Below are 14946 nucleotides of genomic sequence, written 5' to 3' on the forward strand. Positions count from 1 at the left end.
GGCGCAAACGTTCCCGCCTGACACGTTTGCTAAGAAAAGGCGCATCCTCGGATGCGCCTTTCTTTTATCAGGTTTCTACCCACGCTCCGCGGTTGTCGACGCAGTGGTACAGCCGTTTCTGGGGGACGCATGCTGCAAAATATCAGGGACAATTCACAAGGTTGGATTGCCAAGACCATCATCGGCCTTATCGTCGTGTTGATGGCGTTGACCGGCTTCGAAGCCATTTTCCAGGCCGCCACACATAGCCAGGACGCCGCCAAGGTGAACGGCCAGACCATCAGCCAGAACGAGCTGAGCCAGGCGGCCGACATGCAGCGCCGTCAGCTGATGCAACAGTTGGGCAAGGATTTCGACCCGGCGCTGCTGGACGACAAATTGCTGCGTGAAGAGGCACTGAAAGGCCTGATCAGCCGCAAGCTGCTGCTGCAAGGCGCCGAAGATGCCAAATTCGCCTTCTCCGAGGCCGCGCTGGATCAAGTGATCCTGCAGACGCCGGAATTCCAGGTGGACGGCAAGTTCAGTGCCGACCGTTTTGACCAGGTCATTCGCCAGATGGGCTATGGCCGCATGCAGTTCCGCGACATGCTCGCCGAGGAAATGCTTATCGGCCAGCTGCGCACCGGCCTGGCCGGCAGCAGCTTCGTCACCGACCAGCAGGTCGATGCCTTTGCCCGCCTCGAGAAGCAGACCCGTGACTTCGCTTCCCTGACCTTCAAGGCCGACCCGGCCGCGGTCAAGGTCAGCGATGAAGAGATCAAGGCGCACTACGACCAGCATGCCAAGGAGTTCATGTCGCCAGACCAGGTGGTGATCGACTACATCGAGCTGAAGAAGTCGGTGTTCTTCGATCAGGTCAAGGTGACCGACGAAGAGCTCAAGGCCCAGTACGAGAAGGAAATCGCCAACCTCGCCGAGCAGCGCCATGCCGCGCACATCCTCATCGAGGTCAACGACAAGGTCACCGACGCCCAGGCCAAGGCCCGCGCCGACGAGATCGAGCAGCGTCTGGCCAAGGGTGAAGACTTTGCCGCGCTGGCCAAGGAGTTCTCCCAGGACCCGGGTTCGGCCAACAGCGGCGGTGACCTTGGCTTCGCTGGCCCGGGCGTTTACGACCCGGCGTTCGAAGATGCACTGTACAAGTTGCAGGATGGCCAGGTCTCGGCGCCGGTGCGCACCGAGTTCGGCTACCACCTGATCAAGCTGCTGGGCGTACAGGCACCGGAAGTGCCGAGCTTCGCCAGCCTGAAGGACAAGCTGACCCGTGACCTGAAGATCCCGCTGGTCGAGCAGCGTTACGTAGATGCCAGCAAGCAGCTGCAGGATGCCGCCTATGAGGCTTCCGACCTGGCCCAGCCGGCCCAGGACCTGAACCTGAAGGTGCAAACCTCCGCAGCCTTCGGCCGCGAGGGTGGTGAAGGCATCACTGCCAACCGTTCGGTCGTGCAGGCCGCATTCTCCGAAGAAGTGTTGGAGGAGGGTGCCAACAGCACCGCGATCGAGCTCGACCCGGAAACCACCGTGGTACTGCGCGTCAAGGAGCACCGCAAGCCTGAGCAGCTGCCGCTGGAAGCCGTGGCCAAGAACATCAGCGAGCACCTGGCCAAGGAGAAGGCGACTGCCGAGCTCAAGGCCAAGGCGGACAAGCTGATTGCCGGCCTGCGTGACGGCTCCATCGCAGCGGGCAGTGTGCACGAAGGGCAGGGCTGGAAGGCCTATGAAGCAGTTACCCGCGGCGAGGACGGTATCGACCCGGCCGAGCTGCAGGCGCTGTTCCGCCTGGGCAAGCCACAAGCCAAGGACAAGCCGGTTTATGGCAGCGTCGTGCTGCGTGACGGTAGCCTGGTGGTACTGCAACTCAAGGGTGTCAACGAAGGCGCTACTGCCACCGACGAAGAGAAGCAGCAGATCCGCCGCTACCTCGCGTCGCGTGCTGGCCAGCAAGACTTCGCGGCGTACCGCAAGCAGCTGGAAGCCAAGGCGGACATCACCCGTTACTAAGGTGATGGATGCATGAACGAACAGGCCGCCTTGAGCGGCCTGTTTCGTTTCTGTTGTCTGTACCGGCCTCTTCGCGGGTAAACCCGCTCCCACAGGTCCAACACAGGTTTCAAATACTGTGGTGAACCTGTGGGAGCGGGTTTACCCGCGAAGAGGCCGGCACCAGCAGCACAAGGCCTAGCGTTTCACCCCTTCATAATTATCCAGCGTATCCCGCGCAATCTCCCGCCCCAGGGCAATCAGCTCTGGCGCCTTGTAGAACTCGAAAAACCGGCACACCCGTTTAGGCACGTTGATCAGTACATCCGGCGGATAGCCGGCGATCTTGTACTGCGCCAACGAGGTCTGCATGACCTCGAAGCTCTGGTTGATCAAGTCCAGCAGCGAAGCGGGCCCCACGTTGTCGATGATGAACGAGCCGGTCGCCGACTTCGGTGCGCCTTCGCGCTCCGGCGCCGCCGCCGGTTGCTGGCCTTCCGGGTTGGCGGCATCGGCCAGCCATGGGTTTGGCGGCGCAAGCCCTTCGGCGACGATTTCCTGCTCGATGCGGATCAGCTCCTCCGCCGGCTTGCGCCGGAACGGCAAGCGCGAGCCCAGCGAACTGAGCAGGGCATCGAAACGCATCTTGAACGCCGCCGGGCGTTCGATTACCGGTAACTGGTACTGCTTCTGGTTGGTGGCGTTGAGGTTGACCGCGATGATCAGGTCGCAGTGGCTGGACACCACCGGCACGATCGGCAGCGGGTTGAGGATGCCGCCGTCGACCAGCATGCGGTTGCCTTGCATCACCGGGGTGAACAGGCTGGGGATGGCCGCCGAGGCGCGCATGGCCTGGTGCAGGCAGCCCTCCTGGAACCAGATTTCCTGCTGGTTGGTGAGGTCGGCTGCAACCGCCGTGTAGGGGATGCGCAATTGCTCGATGTTGATCTCGCCGACGATCTTGCGGATTTGCCCGAACACCTTGTCGCCGCGAATTGCGCCGAGGCGAAAGCTGACATCGACCAGGCGCAACACATCCAGGTAGTCGAGGCTCTCGATCCAGTTGCGGTAGTCTTCCAGCTTGCCGGCGGCATAGATGCCGCCGATCACCGCGCCCATGGAGCAGCCGGCGATGCAGGCAATGTCGTAGCCACGGCGCTCGATTTCCTCGATCACCCCGATATGTGCATACCCCCGGGCTCCGCCGGATCCCAGTACCAGTGCCACGCGTTTGCTCATGAACATTCCCCGGCCAGTGCAACCATGGTCCTACAATGCACCCATCGCCACCTGTGCTTCAATGTGCATCGCGCTGAGCTACTGTAATAAAACTGGCTGGGCCAAGCTGGCTGGGCAGGGCACTTTTCAGCTGCCGAGGCGTCAAAAAGCCAACGTTTTTTCTTTTGAGGTATTACCGATGAAAGCCTGGATCTGCCTTCCCTTGATCGCCTTGGCCCTTGCTGGCTGCGCGGGCAAGACGGCCTACCGCGAGAGTTGCGCGACCCAACTGGATGCCGCCTGGAAGGAACTGGACCTGGCCAAGGCCGAAGGCTTTGCCGGTGCCGTGAGCTACTCCAAGGCCTTGTCGCTGTTGACCGGGGCCAAGACCCAGCAGCAGTTCGAAGGCTATGAAAGCTGTACCAGAAAAGCCGAAAAGGCCCGTTTCTACATTCGTGAGTCTCGCGCCGGGCGCTGACCAAGGAGCGTCTTTCGATGTCTGCCATGCTCGATCATGTGGTTGCCCAGATAGTGGCCTTGCAGGTGCGCCTGCTGGCCTGCCGCGAGCGCCTGGCTGCCGATACCGACAGTGAGGCCTTGCATGACCTGCGCACCACGCTGCGGCGCCTGCGCAGCCTGCTGCGGCCGCTGCGTGGGCTGCCGGGGGTGGAGCAACTGGAGGACGCCGCCAAGTCGTTGGGTACACTGACCACGCCGTTGCGTGACCGTGAGGTGCTGGCGGCCGAACTGATCGGGCGTGGTTTTGCCGAGGCCGGGCAGCGGCGCCTGGAAGGGCGTGGCAGGACCTTCGCCAGTGTTGCCGTCAGCCCGCAGCTGACCCGGGTGCTGGCGATTGTCGACGCGTTTCCGCTGTTCCTGCGTGCAGCTGGCCGCGAGGGCCTGGTCAAGGGGTTGGAAAAGCGTATCGACAAACGCCTGGTCAAACAGTGGCGCAAGTTGCACAAAGCGCTGCAGGACCCGGCCCACGATCGCCATCGCCTGCGTTTGCTGATCAAGCGTGCGCGCTACGGTGACGAGGCATACCCGCAGCTCGACCATGCGGGCAAGCAGTTGCGGCGCTTGCTGAAGCAGGCCCAGGGCGACCTGGGTGACTGGCATGACCGCCTGCAATGGCTGTTGCAGGCGCGCGACCATGCCGACCTGGTACCGTGCAAGGCCGCCTGGGAGCAGGAATTGCACGAGGCCGAGCGGCATTCGGATGTGACGCTGGATGCACTGCAGCAGGCGCTGGCGCGGCGAAAGCCCGAAAAATGACCGATATGCGGGCTGATCGACAAGGGTTTGCTGGCTAGGATGGACAGACCTTTTTCGCTGCAGGCAGGAGCCGGCCAATGAATTTCAACCAACTGCTCGACGCCGTGCGGGCCAACCCCGAAGCGGTGAGCGTCCCGCCCAGCTGGGCCCAGGGTCGCGCCGCCTTTGGCGGGCTGATGGCGGCCATGGTGTATGAAGCCATGCGCCAGAAAATCTCCGATGACCGCCCCGTGCGTTCGCTGGCCATCAGCTTTGTGGCGCCGGCCGCGGCGGATGTGCCAATCCGCTTCGACGTGGAGGTGCTGCGTGAAGGCAAGGCAGTCAGCACCTTGCTGGGCCGTGCCGTTCAAGACGGCCAGGTGGTGACCCTGGTGCAGGGCAATTTCGGTGCGGGGCGGCCATCGGTGGTCGATGTGCCGGCGTTGCCGGCCACGGAAATGAAAGCGCTCGAAGACGCAGCCCCCGAGCTGCCCCATATCAAAGGCGTTACCCCGGAGTTCATGCAGCATGTGGCCTTGCGCTGGGCGGTGGGTGGGTTGCCGTTCAGTGGCAATCAGTCGCGCCAGATGGGCGGCTGGGTACGTTTGCGCGGGGTGGAGGAAGAGCCGGTCAACGAGGCGCACCTGCTGGCGTTGGTCGATGCCTGGCCACCGAGCCTGATGCCGTTTCTCAAGCAGCCCGCTGCCGGCAGCACGTTGACCTGGACCATCGAATTCATGCAGCCCAGGGCGCAGCTGTCGACCCTGGACTGGTGCCGTTATTGCGTGGAAACCGAACATGCGCGGGATGGTTATGGGCACGCTGCCGCTGCGTTGAGGACGGCGCAGGGCGAGTTGCTGGCCTTGAGCCGGCAGACGGTTACCGTGTTTGCCTAGCAGATACCTGCAGGCCTGCACGCTTTTCTGTAGGAGCGGCCTTGTGTCGCGAAAGGGCCGCAAAGCGGCCCCGGCAATCTTCACGGCGAAGCTGTAAATCTGGGGCTGCTGCGCAGCCCTTTCGCGACACAAGGCCGCTCCTACAAAAGATTGCGCGTGATTGGAGCATCAATGGCGATGCTTGTGTCGTTCCCGCCAGGCCTTCCACCAGGCCCCGCTCAGCAAGAAGCGCGGAAAGGTGATGAACTGCTCGGTCAACAGGCGTTGCACGGCATCCTTGCGGTTGGCGAAGGGCTCGGGTTGCTCGGCTTCCAGGCGATGGCCCTGGCGCTGCAGGCCCAGGCCGGCGATCAAGGCAATGATGCCAACGGCAATCTGGCCCAGATCCAGGCCGAACAGGCCGGACAGAATCAGCAACGCGCCAAGGATGAACAACGGCACGGCGATCAGGTGCAGCACCAGGTTGGTCGGGTGGCGGTGGTTGTGGTGGTAGCCGCGCCATTGCCAGGCGGGCAGGTTGGGCAGGCGTTTGCTCATGGGCATTTCCTCTCGGTCATGCCCAAAGCTTAGTGCGCCCCCCAGGCGGGGGCCAATCGAGGCTGGCTATGGTGACTATAGCTTGAGCTGGCCAATGGCCTTGTTCAGTTCACCGGCCAGGGTTGCCAGTTCGCTGCTGGTGGTCGCCGAGCCCACGGTCTGTTGCACGGTCTGTTCGGTGACATCGCGAATACTCACCACGGCGCGGTTCATTTCCTCGGCCACCTGGCTTTGCTGCTCGGCTGCCACGGCAATCTGGGTGTTGCTTTCGCGCATCTGCGCCACGGCACCGGTAATCTCGGCCAGTGCTTCGCCGGCCTCCTGGGCCTGCCTGACGCAGTCGTCAGCCTTGTACGAGCTTTCCTGCATGAAATCCACTGCATCGCGGGTGCCCGACTGCAGGGCCGAGACCATGGTGGTGATCTCGTCGGTGGAGTTTTGCACGCGCTTGGCCAGGTTGCGCACTTCATCGGCCACCACGGCAAAGCCGCGGCCCAGGTCGCCGGCGCGCGCTGCTTCGATGGCGGCATTGAGCGCCAGCAGGTTGGTCTGCTCGGCGATGCTGTGGATCACACTGACCACGCCATTGATCTTCTGGCTGTCTTCGGCCAGCTGGCGAATCATCTCGGCAGTTTGCTGAACGCCGCTGGACAGCCCGGAAATCGAGTCCTGCACCCGGCTGACCACCTCCTGGCCGCTACCGGCCAGGGTGTCGGCGGTTTGTGACAGGTCACGGGTGGCGCCGGCGTGCTGGGCGATGTGGTGCACCGTCGCCGACATTTCGTTGATGGCGGTAGCGGCCTGGTCGGTCTCGCTCTGTTGGCCGAGCATGCCGTGGCGCACGTCGCTCATGCTCGCAGCCAGGCGCGCGGCACCGGAGTCCAGTTGCGCTGCGGTGTGGGCGACGGTACTGACCACGCGGTGGTAGGTCGCCTGCATGGCATTGAAGGCCCCGGCCATCTGGCCGACCTCGTCGCCACAGGCCAGCGGTACGCGGGCCGACAGGTCGCCGGTTTTTTCCACGTGCAGCATCACGTCCTTGAGCGTGTTGAGCTGGCTGAGCAGGAAGCGGATCAGCAGCTGCGAGGCGCCGAGCATGGCCAGCATCAGGACCAGCACGCATACCGCGTAGTTGCTGAAGCGGTCGAGGAACACCTGGCGCAGGCTGGGCGACTGGGCCAGCACGGCCATTTGCTGATCGCCATTGCGCAGCACCTGCGCGCCCTGTAGCGGGTTGTTGCCCAAGAGCCGGGCGGCGGGCAGTTCGACCCAGCCTTGGGCATTGCGCAGGGCCTCGAGGGGTTCACCGGCGAAGGTGGGCGTTTGCCCGGCTGACCAGCTGATGACGTTGGCCGGCCGGGGTAGCGGCTGGCCGGCCGGCCAGGCAGCCAGCAATTGGGCCTGCGCGGCCGCCTGGGCCTGCGCGGCCTCGGCGCGGGCGCGCTGCTCCAGGTGCACGGCATAGAGCACCAGCAGCAAGGTCGTGACAAAGGCCACCGCGTTGACGGCCCAGAACTTGTACTTCAGGGAAACATTGCTAAGCCAGGCACCCATGGGCAGGTCTTCTCTGAGTTGAGCGGGAACAATATTGGCAAGGTGCCATCATTGTGCCTGCGCAAGCCAGGGCCTTTCTTGATGTGCATCAAGAAAATTCTGCCGCAAGTTCTGACGCGCTTTTGTAGGAGCGGCCTTGTGTCGCGATAGGGGTGCGAAGCGCCCCCAGGTTTTCAGCTTCGCCGCATAGATTGCCGGGGCCGCGTTGCGGCCCTTTCGCGACACAAGGCCGCTCCTACAGGAGAACGCGACGGGTTCAGGGGAGTCGGAAAAACGCCTGCGCCGTTGCCGTGGTATGCGCCGCCGTCTGTTCGGTCGACTCGCCCCGGTGCAAGGCCACTTCACGCAACACCTCTGGCAGGAACGCTGGTTCGTTGCGCCCGTTCTTCGGCTTGGGCCGCAGGCTGCGCGGCAGCAGGTAAGGCGCATCGCTCTCCAGCATCAGCCGCCCCTCGGCAATGTTGCCCACCAGCGGGTGCAGGTGGGTGCCACGGCGTTCGTCGCAGATCCAGCCGGTAATACCGATGTGCAGGTCCATGTCCAGGTAGGCGAACAGCGCGTCGCGCTCGCCGGTAAAGCAGTGCACCACTGCGCCGGTCAGGTGGTCGCGGTAATCCTTGAGGATCGCCAGCAGGCGTTCGCTGGCGTCGCGTTCGTGCAGGAACACCGGCAGACGCAGCTCGGCAGCCAGTGCCAACTGTGCCTCCAGGGCTTTTTCCTGCAGCGGGCGAGGGGAGAAGTCGCGGTTGAAGTCCAGGCCGCATTCGCCCACGGCGCGCACGCGTGTTTCATTCAGCAACTGGCGCAACTGGCGCTCGCTGCCGGCATCCCAGGTTTTGGCATCATGAGGGTGTACGCCTGCCGTGGCGAACAGGTGCGCGCCGCTCGCATCCAGTTGCTGGCACAGCTCCAGCGCCTGTTCGCTGACCGCCAGGCTGGTGCCCGTCAGCACCATCTGCGTGACCCCGGCCTCAAGGGCGCGCTCGACGATTGCCGCCTGCTGGTCGTGGAAACTGCTGTTGGTCAGGTTGACGCCGATATCGATCAGTTGCATGGTGCTATCTCGTGCCGCGGGGCGGCCAGCATAGCAAAAACCGTGTTTTTCTGAAAAAACCAAGAACTTCATGCTGTTGCCGTGGTCTTTTACCGTCATTTCTCTCTTGGCGGTGCAACCCCATGGATGCCGCCCACCGACCACGGACACGTTTTCGCATGCAGCGATGCTGGCTCATTTTCCTGCTGACGCTTGGGCTGACCTTGACCGGGCCTGCCCACGCGCGCGTGCCGGGACCGCAGCAGAACATCGCGCCGGCCAAGGTCCGTGACCTGCAACAGATTCGCACCAGCCAGGTGCTGCGGGTGCTGGTCAACCAGAGCCGCAACAGCTCCGGTGAGGTCAAGGGCGAGCCGGTCGGCATCGAATACTATCGCCTGCGTGCCCTGGAACATTACCTCAATGACCGCGCCGCCGACGGCCAGGAGATCCAGCTCAAGCTGATCCCGCGGGCCAAGGAGCAGTTGCTCGGCGCCCTGGCCCGGGGCGAGGGTGACCTGGCCGCGCCGGGTGAGCTGCTCGACCCCGCCGTGGTGCGTGGGGTCAGCAGCAGCGCGCCGGTGCTCGACCAGGTGCCGCTGCTGCTGGTGGGGCGCAAGGGCGAGCGCAGCTTCAGCCATGTCGAGCAGTTGTCCGGGCGTACCGTGGCCCTGACCAGCGCCAGTGCCGCCGGCCCGTTGATCCAGCAGGTAAACCAGCAGCTGGCGCTGCGCAAGCGCGCGCCGATCAAGGTGGAGTGGGTCGACTCGACCTTGGCGGTGGAGGATGTACTGGAAATGGTCCAGGCCGGCATCTATCACCTGACCGTGGTCGAGCAGCCGATCGCCCGGCGCTGGGCCCGGGTGATGCCGCGCCTGCGCCTGGACAGCCGCGTAAAGCTGGGGGCGCCGCAAGCCATGCGTTGGTATGTGAGGCCCGATGCGCCGCAGTTGCAGGCCACGGTCGATCGCTTTCTGCAGGGCTACCGCGCGCCGGACAACCAGGACGCCGCGTTCGAGCGCATCTACCGCCGCCAGTACCGGGTGCACGACCCATTGGCCAGCAAGAATCGCCAGCGCCTGACCGCGCTGCGGGCGGTGCTGCAGAAACACGGTGAGGCGCAGCAGATCGACTGGCTCAACCTGGCCGCGCTGGCCTTCAAGGAGTCGACGCTCAACCCGGCCGCGCGCGGCACCGGAGGGGCCCATGGCCTGATGCAGATCACCCCTTCGGCGGCGCAGCGTGTGGGGGTGAGCAACACCGCCACGGTGGATGGCAATGTCCAGGCCAGCGCCCGTTACCTGGCGCTGATCCGGCGCAAGTTCTTTGCCAGCGCCAAGATCAACGAGCGCGAGCGCATGGCCTTCGTGCTGGCGGCCTACAACCTGGGCCCCGAGCGCGTCCAGGCCATGCGCGCCGAAGCGCGGCGGCGCGGGCTGAATGGCGACCAGTGGTTTTTCCAGACCGAACGTATCGCCATGGAGCAGGTGGGCATGGGGCCAGTCAACTTCGTCAATAGCGTCAACAAGTACTTTGTAGCGTTCAACCGGGAGCGTGCCGCGCTGGAGCGTGTGGCGAATCGCTGACAAATCGATTTTGTCGATTGTTATGTTGGGTTTTTTGCGATTTTCATATCTATTGAATCGATTATGATGGCGCCCATCCCAACACAACTTCCCCGCTTCAAGGAGTCTTCGACATGAACAACGCTACCCTCAACGCTCTGTTCTCCACCCGCGCCGGCGCTGGCCTGAGCGTCATCCGTATCTTGGTCGGCATCATCTTCATTGCGCATGGTGCGCAAAAACTGTTCGGCATGTTCGGTGGCTATGGCCTGGAAGGCACCGGCCAGTGGATGGAGAGCATCGGCCTGGCCCCGGGTTACCTGATGGCCCTGCTGTCCGGTAGTGCCGAATTCTTCGGCGGCCTGGCCCTGGTGATCGGCCTGCTGGCCCGCCCGGCGGCCCTGGTGCTGGCGGTGACCCTGGTGGTGGCGATCCTCTCGGTGCACATCGGCAACGGCCTGTTCATGTCCAACAACGGCTATGAGTTCGGCCTGGCCCTGCTGGCTGGCACCGTCGCGGTACTGATCGAAGGCGCTGGCCGCTTCTCGCTGGACCGCCTGATCGCCCGCTGATACACCGCAAATGCCAAGATACAAGCCTCAGGCCGATCACTTTCGGCTTGAGGCTTGTATCTTGCCGCTTGTAGCTCTAGCATACCGTCTGCGCCGATTTAAACAGCTACTTGCGGGGCGCAGGAAAGCCCCTCTCCGGGTCATCCGAAATACCGCTAAAGCGCTGGTTCGGTGACGCCTCCCACCGCTGCCCAGCGGGATTCGCGAGGCGGAGAGAAGCTCCATGAGTTGCCCACGTACCAGTGTCTGTTTGAGCCCCTTGCCTGCCAGCCAGGCGTCCCGCACACCGCGCATCCTGCTCGGCGGCCAGCATCAACCCACTCTTTTACGTCACCTTGAAGGCCTGTCCCGGCGCAAGGGCCAGGCGCGTGCATTTCTGATCCAGTTCGCCGATACCGGCTGCCACCTCGCACAGTATGGCAATGACCGTTTCGACCTGGCCGTGATCCAGGCCCCGGCACCGGACGAGGCCGCCGAAATCATCGGCCACCTCACCCGTATCGCGCGCCAAGGCCTGATTACCCGCCGCTGAGGAGCGCGCTGTTGAGTACCAACATCATCACCACGGAAGGCCATGAGGCGCTGAAGAAAGAACTGGACCACCTGTGGCGGGTATACCGCCCGGAGATTACCCAGAAGGTTACCTGGGCGGCATCGCTGGGCGACCGCAGCGAGAATGCCGACTACCAGTACAACAAGAAGCTGCTGCGCGAGATCGACCGCCGGGTGCGTTACCTGCGCAAGCGTCTTGAAGATGTGAAGGTGGTGGCCTACTCGCCGCAGCAGGAGGGCAAGGTGTTTTTCGGTGCCTGGGTGGAGATCGAGAACGACGAGGGCGAGACCATGAAGTTTCGCATTGTCGGGTATGACGAGATCTATGGGCGCAATGACTACATCTCGATCGACTCGCCCATGGCTCGTGCCTTGCTGAAGAAGGAGGAGGGTGATGAGGTGGTGGTGCACACACCTACCGGTGAAGCGACCTGGTATGTGAACAGCATCAGCTACGGGCAGTGATCTGATGTTGCCTGTGCCGGCCTCTTCGCGGGCTTGCCCGCTCCCACAGGTCCGACACAGGTTTCAAGTACTGTGGTGAACCTGTGGGAGCGGGCAAGCCCGCGAAGAGGCCGGCACAGGCTGTCATCAACTCTCGCGTAAAACCGCCAACGGGCTGGCATTCAACGCCCGTCGCGTCCCCAGCACCCCCGCACCACCTACCAGCAGCGCCCCTGCCAGCGGCAACAGCAGCAACCACACATGCGGGCTCCATTGCAGGTCGAAGGCATAGCGGTACAGCACCAAGGTAATCAGCTCACACCCGACCGCCGCCAGCAAGCCGCTGGCCGCACCCAGCAAGCCGAACTCGATCCGCCGCGCCTTGACCAGTAATGGCCGCGCCGCGCCCAGCGCACGCAGCAAGGCGCCCTGGCGGATGCGCTCGTCCAGCGTCGCCTGCAAGCCAGCGAACAGCACCGCCAACCCGGCTGCCAGCACGAACAGCAACACATACTCCACCGCCAGGGTCACCTGGGCGAGGATGCTGCGCAGCTGATCGAGCAAGGCATCCACCTGCAGGATGGTCACTGCCGGAAATGCCCGTGACAGCGCCACCACATCCAGGTCATGGCCCGGTGCCAGATAGAAGCTGGTCAGGTAGGTGGTCGGCAGCCCCTGCAACGTGCCGGGCTGGAAGATCATGTAGAAGTTCGGCTGGAAGCTGTCCCAGTGCACGCTGCGCAGGCTGCTGACCCGGGCCTGGCGCTGCTGGCCGCCGATGTCGAAGGTCAGCAGGTCGCCCAGTTGCAGCTTCAGGCTGCTGGCCAGTTCCGCCTCCACCGACACACCGGGGATTTCATCTTCGGCGGGCAACGCCTGCCACCAGTTGCCGCCCGTCAGTGTATTGCCTTCGGGCAGTTCGGCTGCCCAGGTCAGGCTGAGGTCGCGCTGCACGGCGCGTTCGCCTGCCGAGTCCTTGCTGACCACCTGCTGCACCGGTTGCTCGTTGATGCGCACCAGGCGGCCGGGTGTCACCGGGTACAGCGGTGCCGAGGTGGCATTGACCTGCTGCAGGTGTTGGGCGAAGGGCTCACGGTCATCCGGCAGGATGTTCAGGGCGAAATGGTTGGGTGCATCCTTGGGCAGCTGCGCTTGCCAGGTGTCGAGCAGTTCCGCGCGCAGTAGCGCGACCAGGGCCATGGCCAGCAGGATCAGGCCGAAGGCCAGGGCCTGGCCGGCAGCGGCCATGGGGTGGCGCAGCAGTTGGCCCAGCCCCAGGCGCCAGGTCAGTGGTGCCCCGGCCAGCAATTGGCGCAGGCTGCGCAAACCGAGCAGCAGCAGGCCACCGAGCAGCAGCGCGGCGACCAGGCCGCCACCGAGCAGGGCGAAGGTGAGCAGCAGGTCGAGGCTCAGGCGCCACATGATCAGGCCCAGTGCGAACAGGGCCGCGCCGTACACCAGCCAGCTGCTGGGCGGTATCGGCAGCAGGTCGCGGCGTAGCACGCGCAGCGGCGGCACCTGGCCCAGCGCGGCAATTGGCGGCAGGGCGAAGCCGGCCAGGGCCACCAGCCCGGTAGCGATGCCAGCCAGGGCCGGGACGATGCCGCCTGCAGGCACCACGCTTGGCAGCAGGCCATGCAGCAGGCGGAACAGGCCCAGCTGGGCCAGCCAGCCGAGCAGGGCACCGGCCAGCGCGGCGACCAGGCCGAGCATGGCCAATTGCAGACAGTACAGGCCCAGTGCCTGGCGGCGCGAAAGGCCCAGGCAACGCAGCAGGGCGCTGGCGTCCAGGCGGCGTGCGGCATAGCGGCTGGCCGACAGGGCAACGGCGACGCCTGCCAGCAGCACCGCCACCAGGCTGGCCATGTTCAGGTAGCGCTCGGCCTTGCCCAGGGCGCCGCCGACCTGCTGGTTGCCATCGCGGGTGTCGCGCAGGCGCTGGTTGGCGGCCAGGTCCTTTTTCAGTGCCCCGCGGTACTGGGCCAACGCTTCGGCATCGCCGCGCCACAGGTCGCGGTAGGTGACCCGGCTGCCCGGCTGGATCACGCCGGTCGCCTGCAGGTCGACCAGGTTCATCATTACCCGTGGGGTAAGGCTGTAGAAGTTGTTGGCGCGGTCCGGTTCGTAGGTCAGTACGCGGCTCATGCGCAGCGTCTTCATGCCCACGTCGATGCTGTCGCCAACCTTCAGCCCCAGTGCCGCCAGCAAGCGTGGTTCGACCCATGCTTCGCCAGGTGCCGGGCCGCCGCCCGGGGTTTCTGCGGCATAGGGCTCCGCGGCACTGCGCACTTGCCCGCGCAACGGGTAGGCACCATCAGTAGCCTTGACGCTGGACAGTTGGATACCGTTGTCGCCGCCGACCACGCTGGTGAACTCGACCACCTGGGCGTGGCGCAAGCCAAGCGCCTTGCCGGCTTCTATCTGCTGGTCGCGGGCCGGGGCACTGCCCTGCAGCACCAGGTCGGCACCGAGGAACTCGCTGGCGCGCAGTTGCATGGCGCCGTTGAGGCGGGCACCGAAATAACCGATGGCAGTGCTGGCCGCGACCGCTACCAGCAGGGCGAAGAACAGCACGCGCACTTCGCTGGCGCGAATGTCGCGCAGCAACTGGCGCAGGGCCAGGCCGCACAGGCGAGACAGCGGCATGTGGTTCATCAGGCCTCCACCGGGGCCACCAGGCGGCCCGCATCCAGGCGGATCTGGCGGCGGCAGCGCCGGGCCAGGCGTTCGTCATGGGTAACCAGCACCAGGGTGGTGCCGCGTTCCTTGTTCAGTTCGAACAGCAGGTCGCTGATGCGCTCGCCGGTGTGGCTGTCGAGGTTGCCGGTGGGTTCGTCGGCGAACAGCACCGCCGGTTGCGCGGCGAAGGCACGGGCAATGGCCACCCGTTGCTGTTCGCCGCCCGAAAGCTGGCGCGGGGTGTGGCTCAGGCGCTTGCCCAGGCCGACCCGTTCGAGCAGGGTGCGCGCGTGTTCGCGGGCGTCGCGGCGGCCGTCCAGCTCCAGCGGCAGCATGACGTTTTCCAGGGCGTTGAGGCTGTCGAGCAGCTGGAACGACTGGAACACGAAGCCCACATGTTCGGCGCGCACCCGCGCGCGCTGGTCTTCATCCAGCGGCCCCAGGTCGTGGCCAGCGAGGATGACCTTGCCGGCACTGGGCTGGTCGAGGCCGGCGAGCAGGCCGAGCAGGGTCGACTTGCCCGAGCCCGAGGCGCCGACGATGGCCAGGCTGTCGCCCTGGGCCAGGTCGAGGGACAGTGCGTGCAGGATGGTCAGGTCACCTTCCGCGCTGGGGACCACTTTGCTAAGGTTCTGCGCAACGAGAATGCTGGGGCCCATGGA

Annotated in this window: 14 protein-coding genes; 8 read left to right on the plus strand and 6 right to left on the minus strand. The window is 64.7% G+C overall.

Going from position 1 to position 14946, the window contains the following annotated elements; translation table 11 throughout:
• The first annotated feature begins 129 nt into the window (after positions 1 to 129).
• Positions 130 to 2001, plus strand: a complete 1872-nt coding sequence (locus C163_RS08700) for a SurA N-terminal domain-containing protein (protein ID WP_025338420.1) — start codon at positions 130 to 132, stop codon at positions 1999 to 2001.
• A gap of 177 nt (positions 2002 to 2178) precedes the next feature.
• Here C163_RS08700 and C163_RS08705 read toward each other — a convergent pair whose 3' ends face one another.
• Positions 2179 to 3219 carry a patatin-like phospholipase family protein gene (locus C163_RS08705; RefSeq protein WP_025338421.1) on the minus strand — a complete coding sequence of 347 codons (1041 nt, stop codon included), beginning with the start codon at positions 3217 to 3219 and terminating at the stop codon, positions 2179 to 2181.
• A 178-nt stretch (positions 3220 to 3397) separates the two neighbouring features.
• On the opposite strand from C163_RS08705, the gene C163_RS08710 reads away from it, so the two are divergent.
• The 3 genes from C163_RS08710 to C163_RS08720 all read left to right on the plus strand — a co-directional run bounded on the left by C163_RS08710 (position 3398) and on the right by C163_RS08720 (position 5348).
• Positions 3398 to 3676, plus strand: coding sequence for a hypothetical protein (locus tag C163_RS08710; protein ID WP_003259403.1), 279 nt, complete (start codon positions 3398 to 3400; stop codon positions 3674 to 3676).
• 17 nt (positions 3677 to 3693) lie between these two features.
• The gene (locus C163_RS08715) at positions 3694 to 4473 is read left to right on the plus strand and encodes a CHAD domain-containing protein (protein ID WP_025338422.1); all 780 of its coding nucleotides are present in this window, start codon (positions 3694 to 3696) and stop codon (positions 4471 to 4473) included.
• 77 nt (positions 4474 to 4550) lie between these two features.
• Positions 4551 to 5348, plus strand: coding sequence for an acyl-CoA thioesterase II (locus C163_RS08720; protein WP_025338423.1), 798 nt, complete (start codon positions 4551 to 4553; stop codon positions 5346 to 5348).
• Positions 5349 to 5516: 168 nt separating this feature from the next.
• Here C163_RS08720 and C163_RS08725 read toward each other — a convergent pair whose 3' ends face one another.
• From C163_RS08725 to C163_RS08735, 3 genes are all read right to left on the minus strand, one after another.
• The gene (locus tag C163_RS08725; protein ID WP_025338424.1) at positions 5517 to 5885 is read right to left on the minus strand and encodes an Mpo1-like protein; all 369 of its coding nucleotides are present in this window, start codon (positions 5883 to 5885) and stop codon (positions 5517 to 5519) included.
• A gap of 75 nt (positions 5886 to 5960) precedes the next feature.
• Positions 5961 to 7439 carry a methyl-accepting chemotaxis protein gene (locus C163_RS08730; protein ID WP_025338425.1) on the minus strand — a complete coding sequence of 493 codons (1479 nt, stop codon included), beginning with the start codon at positions 7437 to 7439 and terminating at the stop codon, positions 5961 to 5963.
• A gap of 256 nt (positions 7440 to 7695) precedes the next feature.
• Positions 7696 to 8493: a TatD family hydrolase gene (locus tag C163_RS08735; protein ID WP_025338426.1), complete on the minus strand. Its 798-nt coding sequence runs from the start codon at positions 8491 to 8493 to the stop codon at positions 7696 to 7698.
• 158 nt (positions 8494 to 8651) lie between these two features.
• On the opposite strand from C163_RS08735, the gene C163_RS08740 reads away from it, so the two are divergent.
• The 4 genes from C163_RS08740 (at position 8652) to greB (ending at position 11626) form a co-directional block, all read left to right on the plus strand.
• The gene (locus tag C163_RS08740; protein WP_025338427.1) at positions 8652 to 10058 is read left to right on the plus strand and encodes a transglycosylase SLT domain-containing protein; all 1407 of its coding nucleotides are present in this window, start codon (positions 8652 to 8654) and stop codon (positions 10056 to 10058) included.
• Positions 10059 to 10171: 113 nt separating this feature from the next.
• Positions 10172 to 10609: a DoxX family protein gene (locus tag C163_RS08745; RefSeq protein ID WP_015269705.1), complete on the plus strand. Its 438-nt coding sequence runs from the start codon at positions 10172 to 10174 to the stop codon at positions 10607 to 10609.
• 223 nt (positions 10610 to 10832) lie between these two features.
• Positions 10833 to 11141 (plus strand): hypothetical protein, encoded by a 309-nt coding sequence (locus C163_RS08750; protein ID WP_025338428.1) that lies wholly within the window; start codon positions 10833 to 10835, stop codon positions 11139 to 11141.
• 11 nt (positions 11142 to 11152) lie between these two features.
• Positions 11153 to 11626, plus strand: a complete 474-nt coding sequence (gene greB, locus C163_RS08755; protein ID WP_013971895.1) for a transcription elongation factor GreB — start codon at positions 11153 to 11155, stop codon at positions 11624 to 11626.
• A gap of 126 nt (positions 11627 to 11752) precedes the next feature.
• Here greB and C163_RS08760 read toward each other — a convergent pair whose 3' ends face one another.
• Both C163_RS08760 and C163_RS08765 read right to left on the minus strand, forming a co-directional pair.
• A complete protein-coding gene (locus tag C163_RS08760; protein ID WP_025338429.1) occupies positions 11753 to 14260 on the minus strand; it encodes an ABC transporter permease in 2508 nt (835 codons plus the stop codon).
• Positions 14260 to 14943, minus strand: a complete 684-nt coding sequence (locus tag C163_RS08765; protein ID WP_016714756.1) for an ABC transporter ATP-binding protein — start codon at positions 14941 to 14943, stop codon at positions 14260 to 14262. Before C163_RS08765 ends, C163_RS08760 begins: the two co-directional genes overlap by 1 nt.
• Positions 14944 to 14946 lie beyond the last annotated feature (3 nt).

This window comes from Pseudomonas sp. FGI182 (assembly GCF_000511325.1).
In the GTDB taxonomy this organism is placed as follows: Bacteria; Pseudomonadota; Gammaproteobacteria; order Pseudomonadales; family Pseudomonadaceae; genus Aquipseudomonas; species Aquipseudomonas putida_Z.

What these genes read in the sequence shown, in the direction of transcription:
- C163_RS08730 (WP_025338425.1), bottom strand. Translation starts at nt 7,439, where the DNA reads ATGGGTGCCTGGCTTAGCAATGTTTCCCTGAAGTACAAGTTCTGGGCC.
- C163_RS08735 (WP_025338426.1), bottom strand. Translation starts at nt 8,493, where the DNA reads ATGCAACTGATCGATATCGGCGTCAACCTGACCAACAGCAGTTTCCAC.
- C163_RS08725 (WP_025338424.1), bottom strand. Translation starts at nt 5,885, where the DNA reads ATGAGCAAACGCCTGCCCAACCTGCCCGCCTGGCAATGGCGCGGCTAC.
- C163_RS08700 (WP_025338420.1), top strand. Translation starts at nt 130, where the DNA reads ATGCTGCAAAATATCAGGGACAATTCACAAGGTTGGATTGCCAAGACC.
- C163_RS08760 (WP_025338429.1), bottom strand. Translation starts at nt 14,260, where the DNA reads ATGAACCACATGCCGCTGTCTCGCCTGTGCGGCCTGGCCCTGCGCCAG.
- C163_RS08705 (WP_025338421.1), bottom strand. Translation starts at nt 3,219, where the DNA reads ATGAGCAAACGCGTGGCACTGGTACTGGGATCCGGCGGAGCCCGGGGG.
- C163_RS08720 (WP_025338423.1), top strand. Translation starts at nt 4,551, where the DNA reads ATGAATTTCAACCAACTGCTCGACGCCGTGCGGGCCAACCCCGAAGCG.
- C163_RS08765 (WP_016714756.1), bottom strand. Translation starts at nt 14,943, where the DNA reads ATGGGCCCCAGCATTCTCGTTGCGCAGAACCTTAGCAAAGTGGTCCCC.
- C163_RS08750 (WP_025338428.1), top strand. Translation starts at nt 10,833, where the DNA reads ATGAGTTGCCCACGTACCAGTGTCTGTTTGAGCCCCTTGCCTGCCAGC.
- C163_RS08710 (WP_003259403.1), top strand. Translation starts at nt 3,398, where the DNA reads ATGAAAGCCTGGATCTGCCTTCCCTTGATCGCCTTGGCCCTTGCTGGC.
- C163_RS08745 (WP_015269705.1), top strand. Translation starts at nt 10,172, where the DNA reads ATGAACAACGCTACCCTCAACGCTCTGTTCTCCACCCGCGCCGGCGCT.
- C163_RS08715 (WP_025338422.1), top strand. Translation starts at nt 3,694, where the DNA reads ATGTCTGCCATGCTCGATCATGTGGTTGCCCAGATAGTGGCCTTGCAG.
- C163_RS08740 (WP_025338427.1), top strand. Translation starts at nt 8,652, where the DNA reads ATGCAGCGATGCTGGCTCATTTTCCTGCTGACGCTTGGGCTGACCTTG.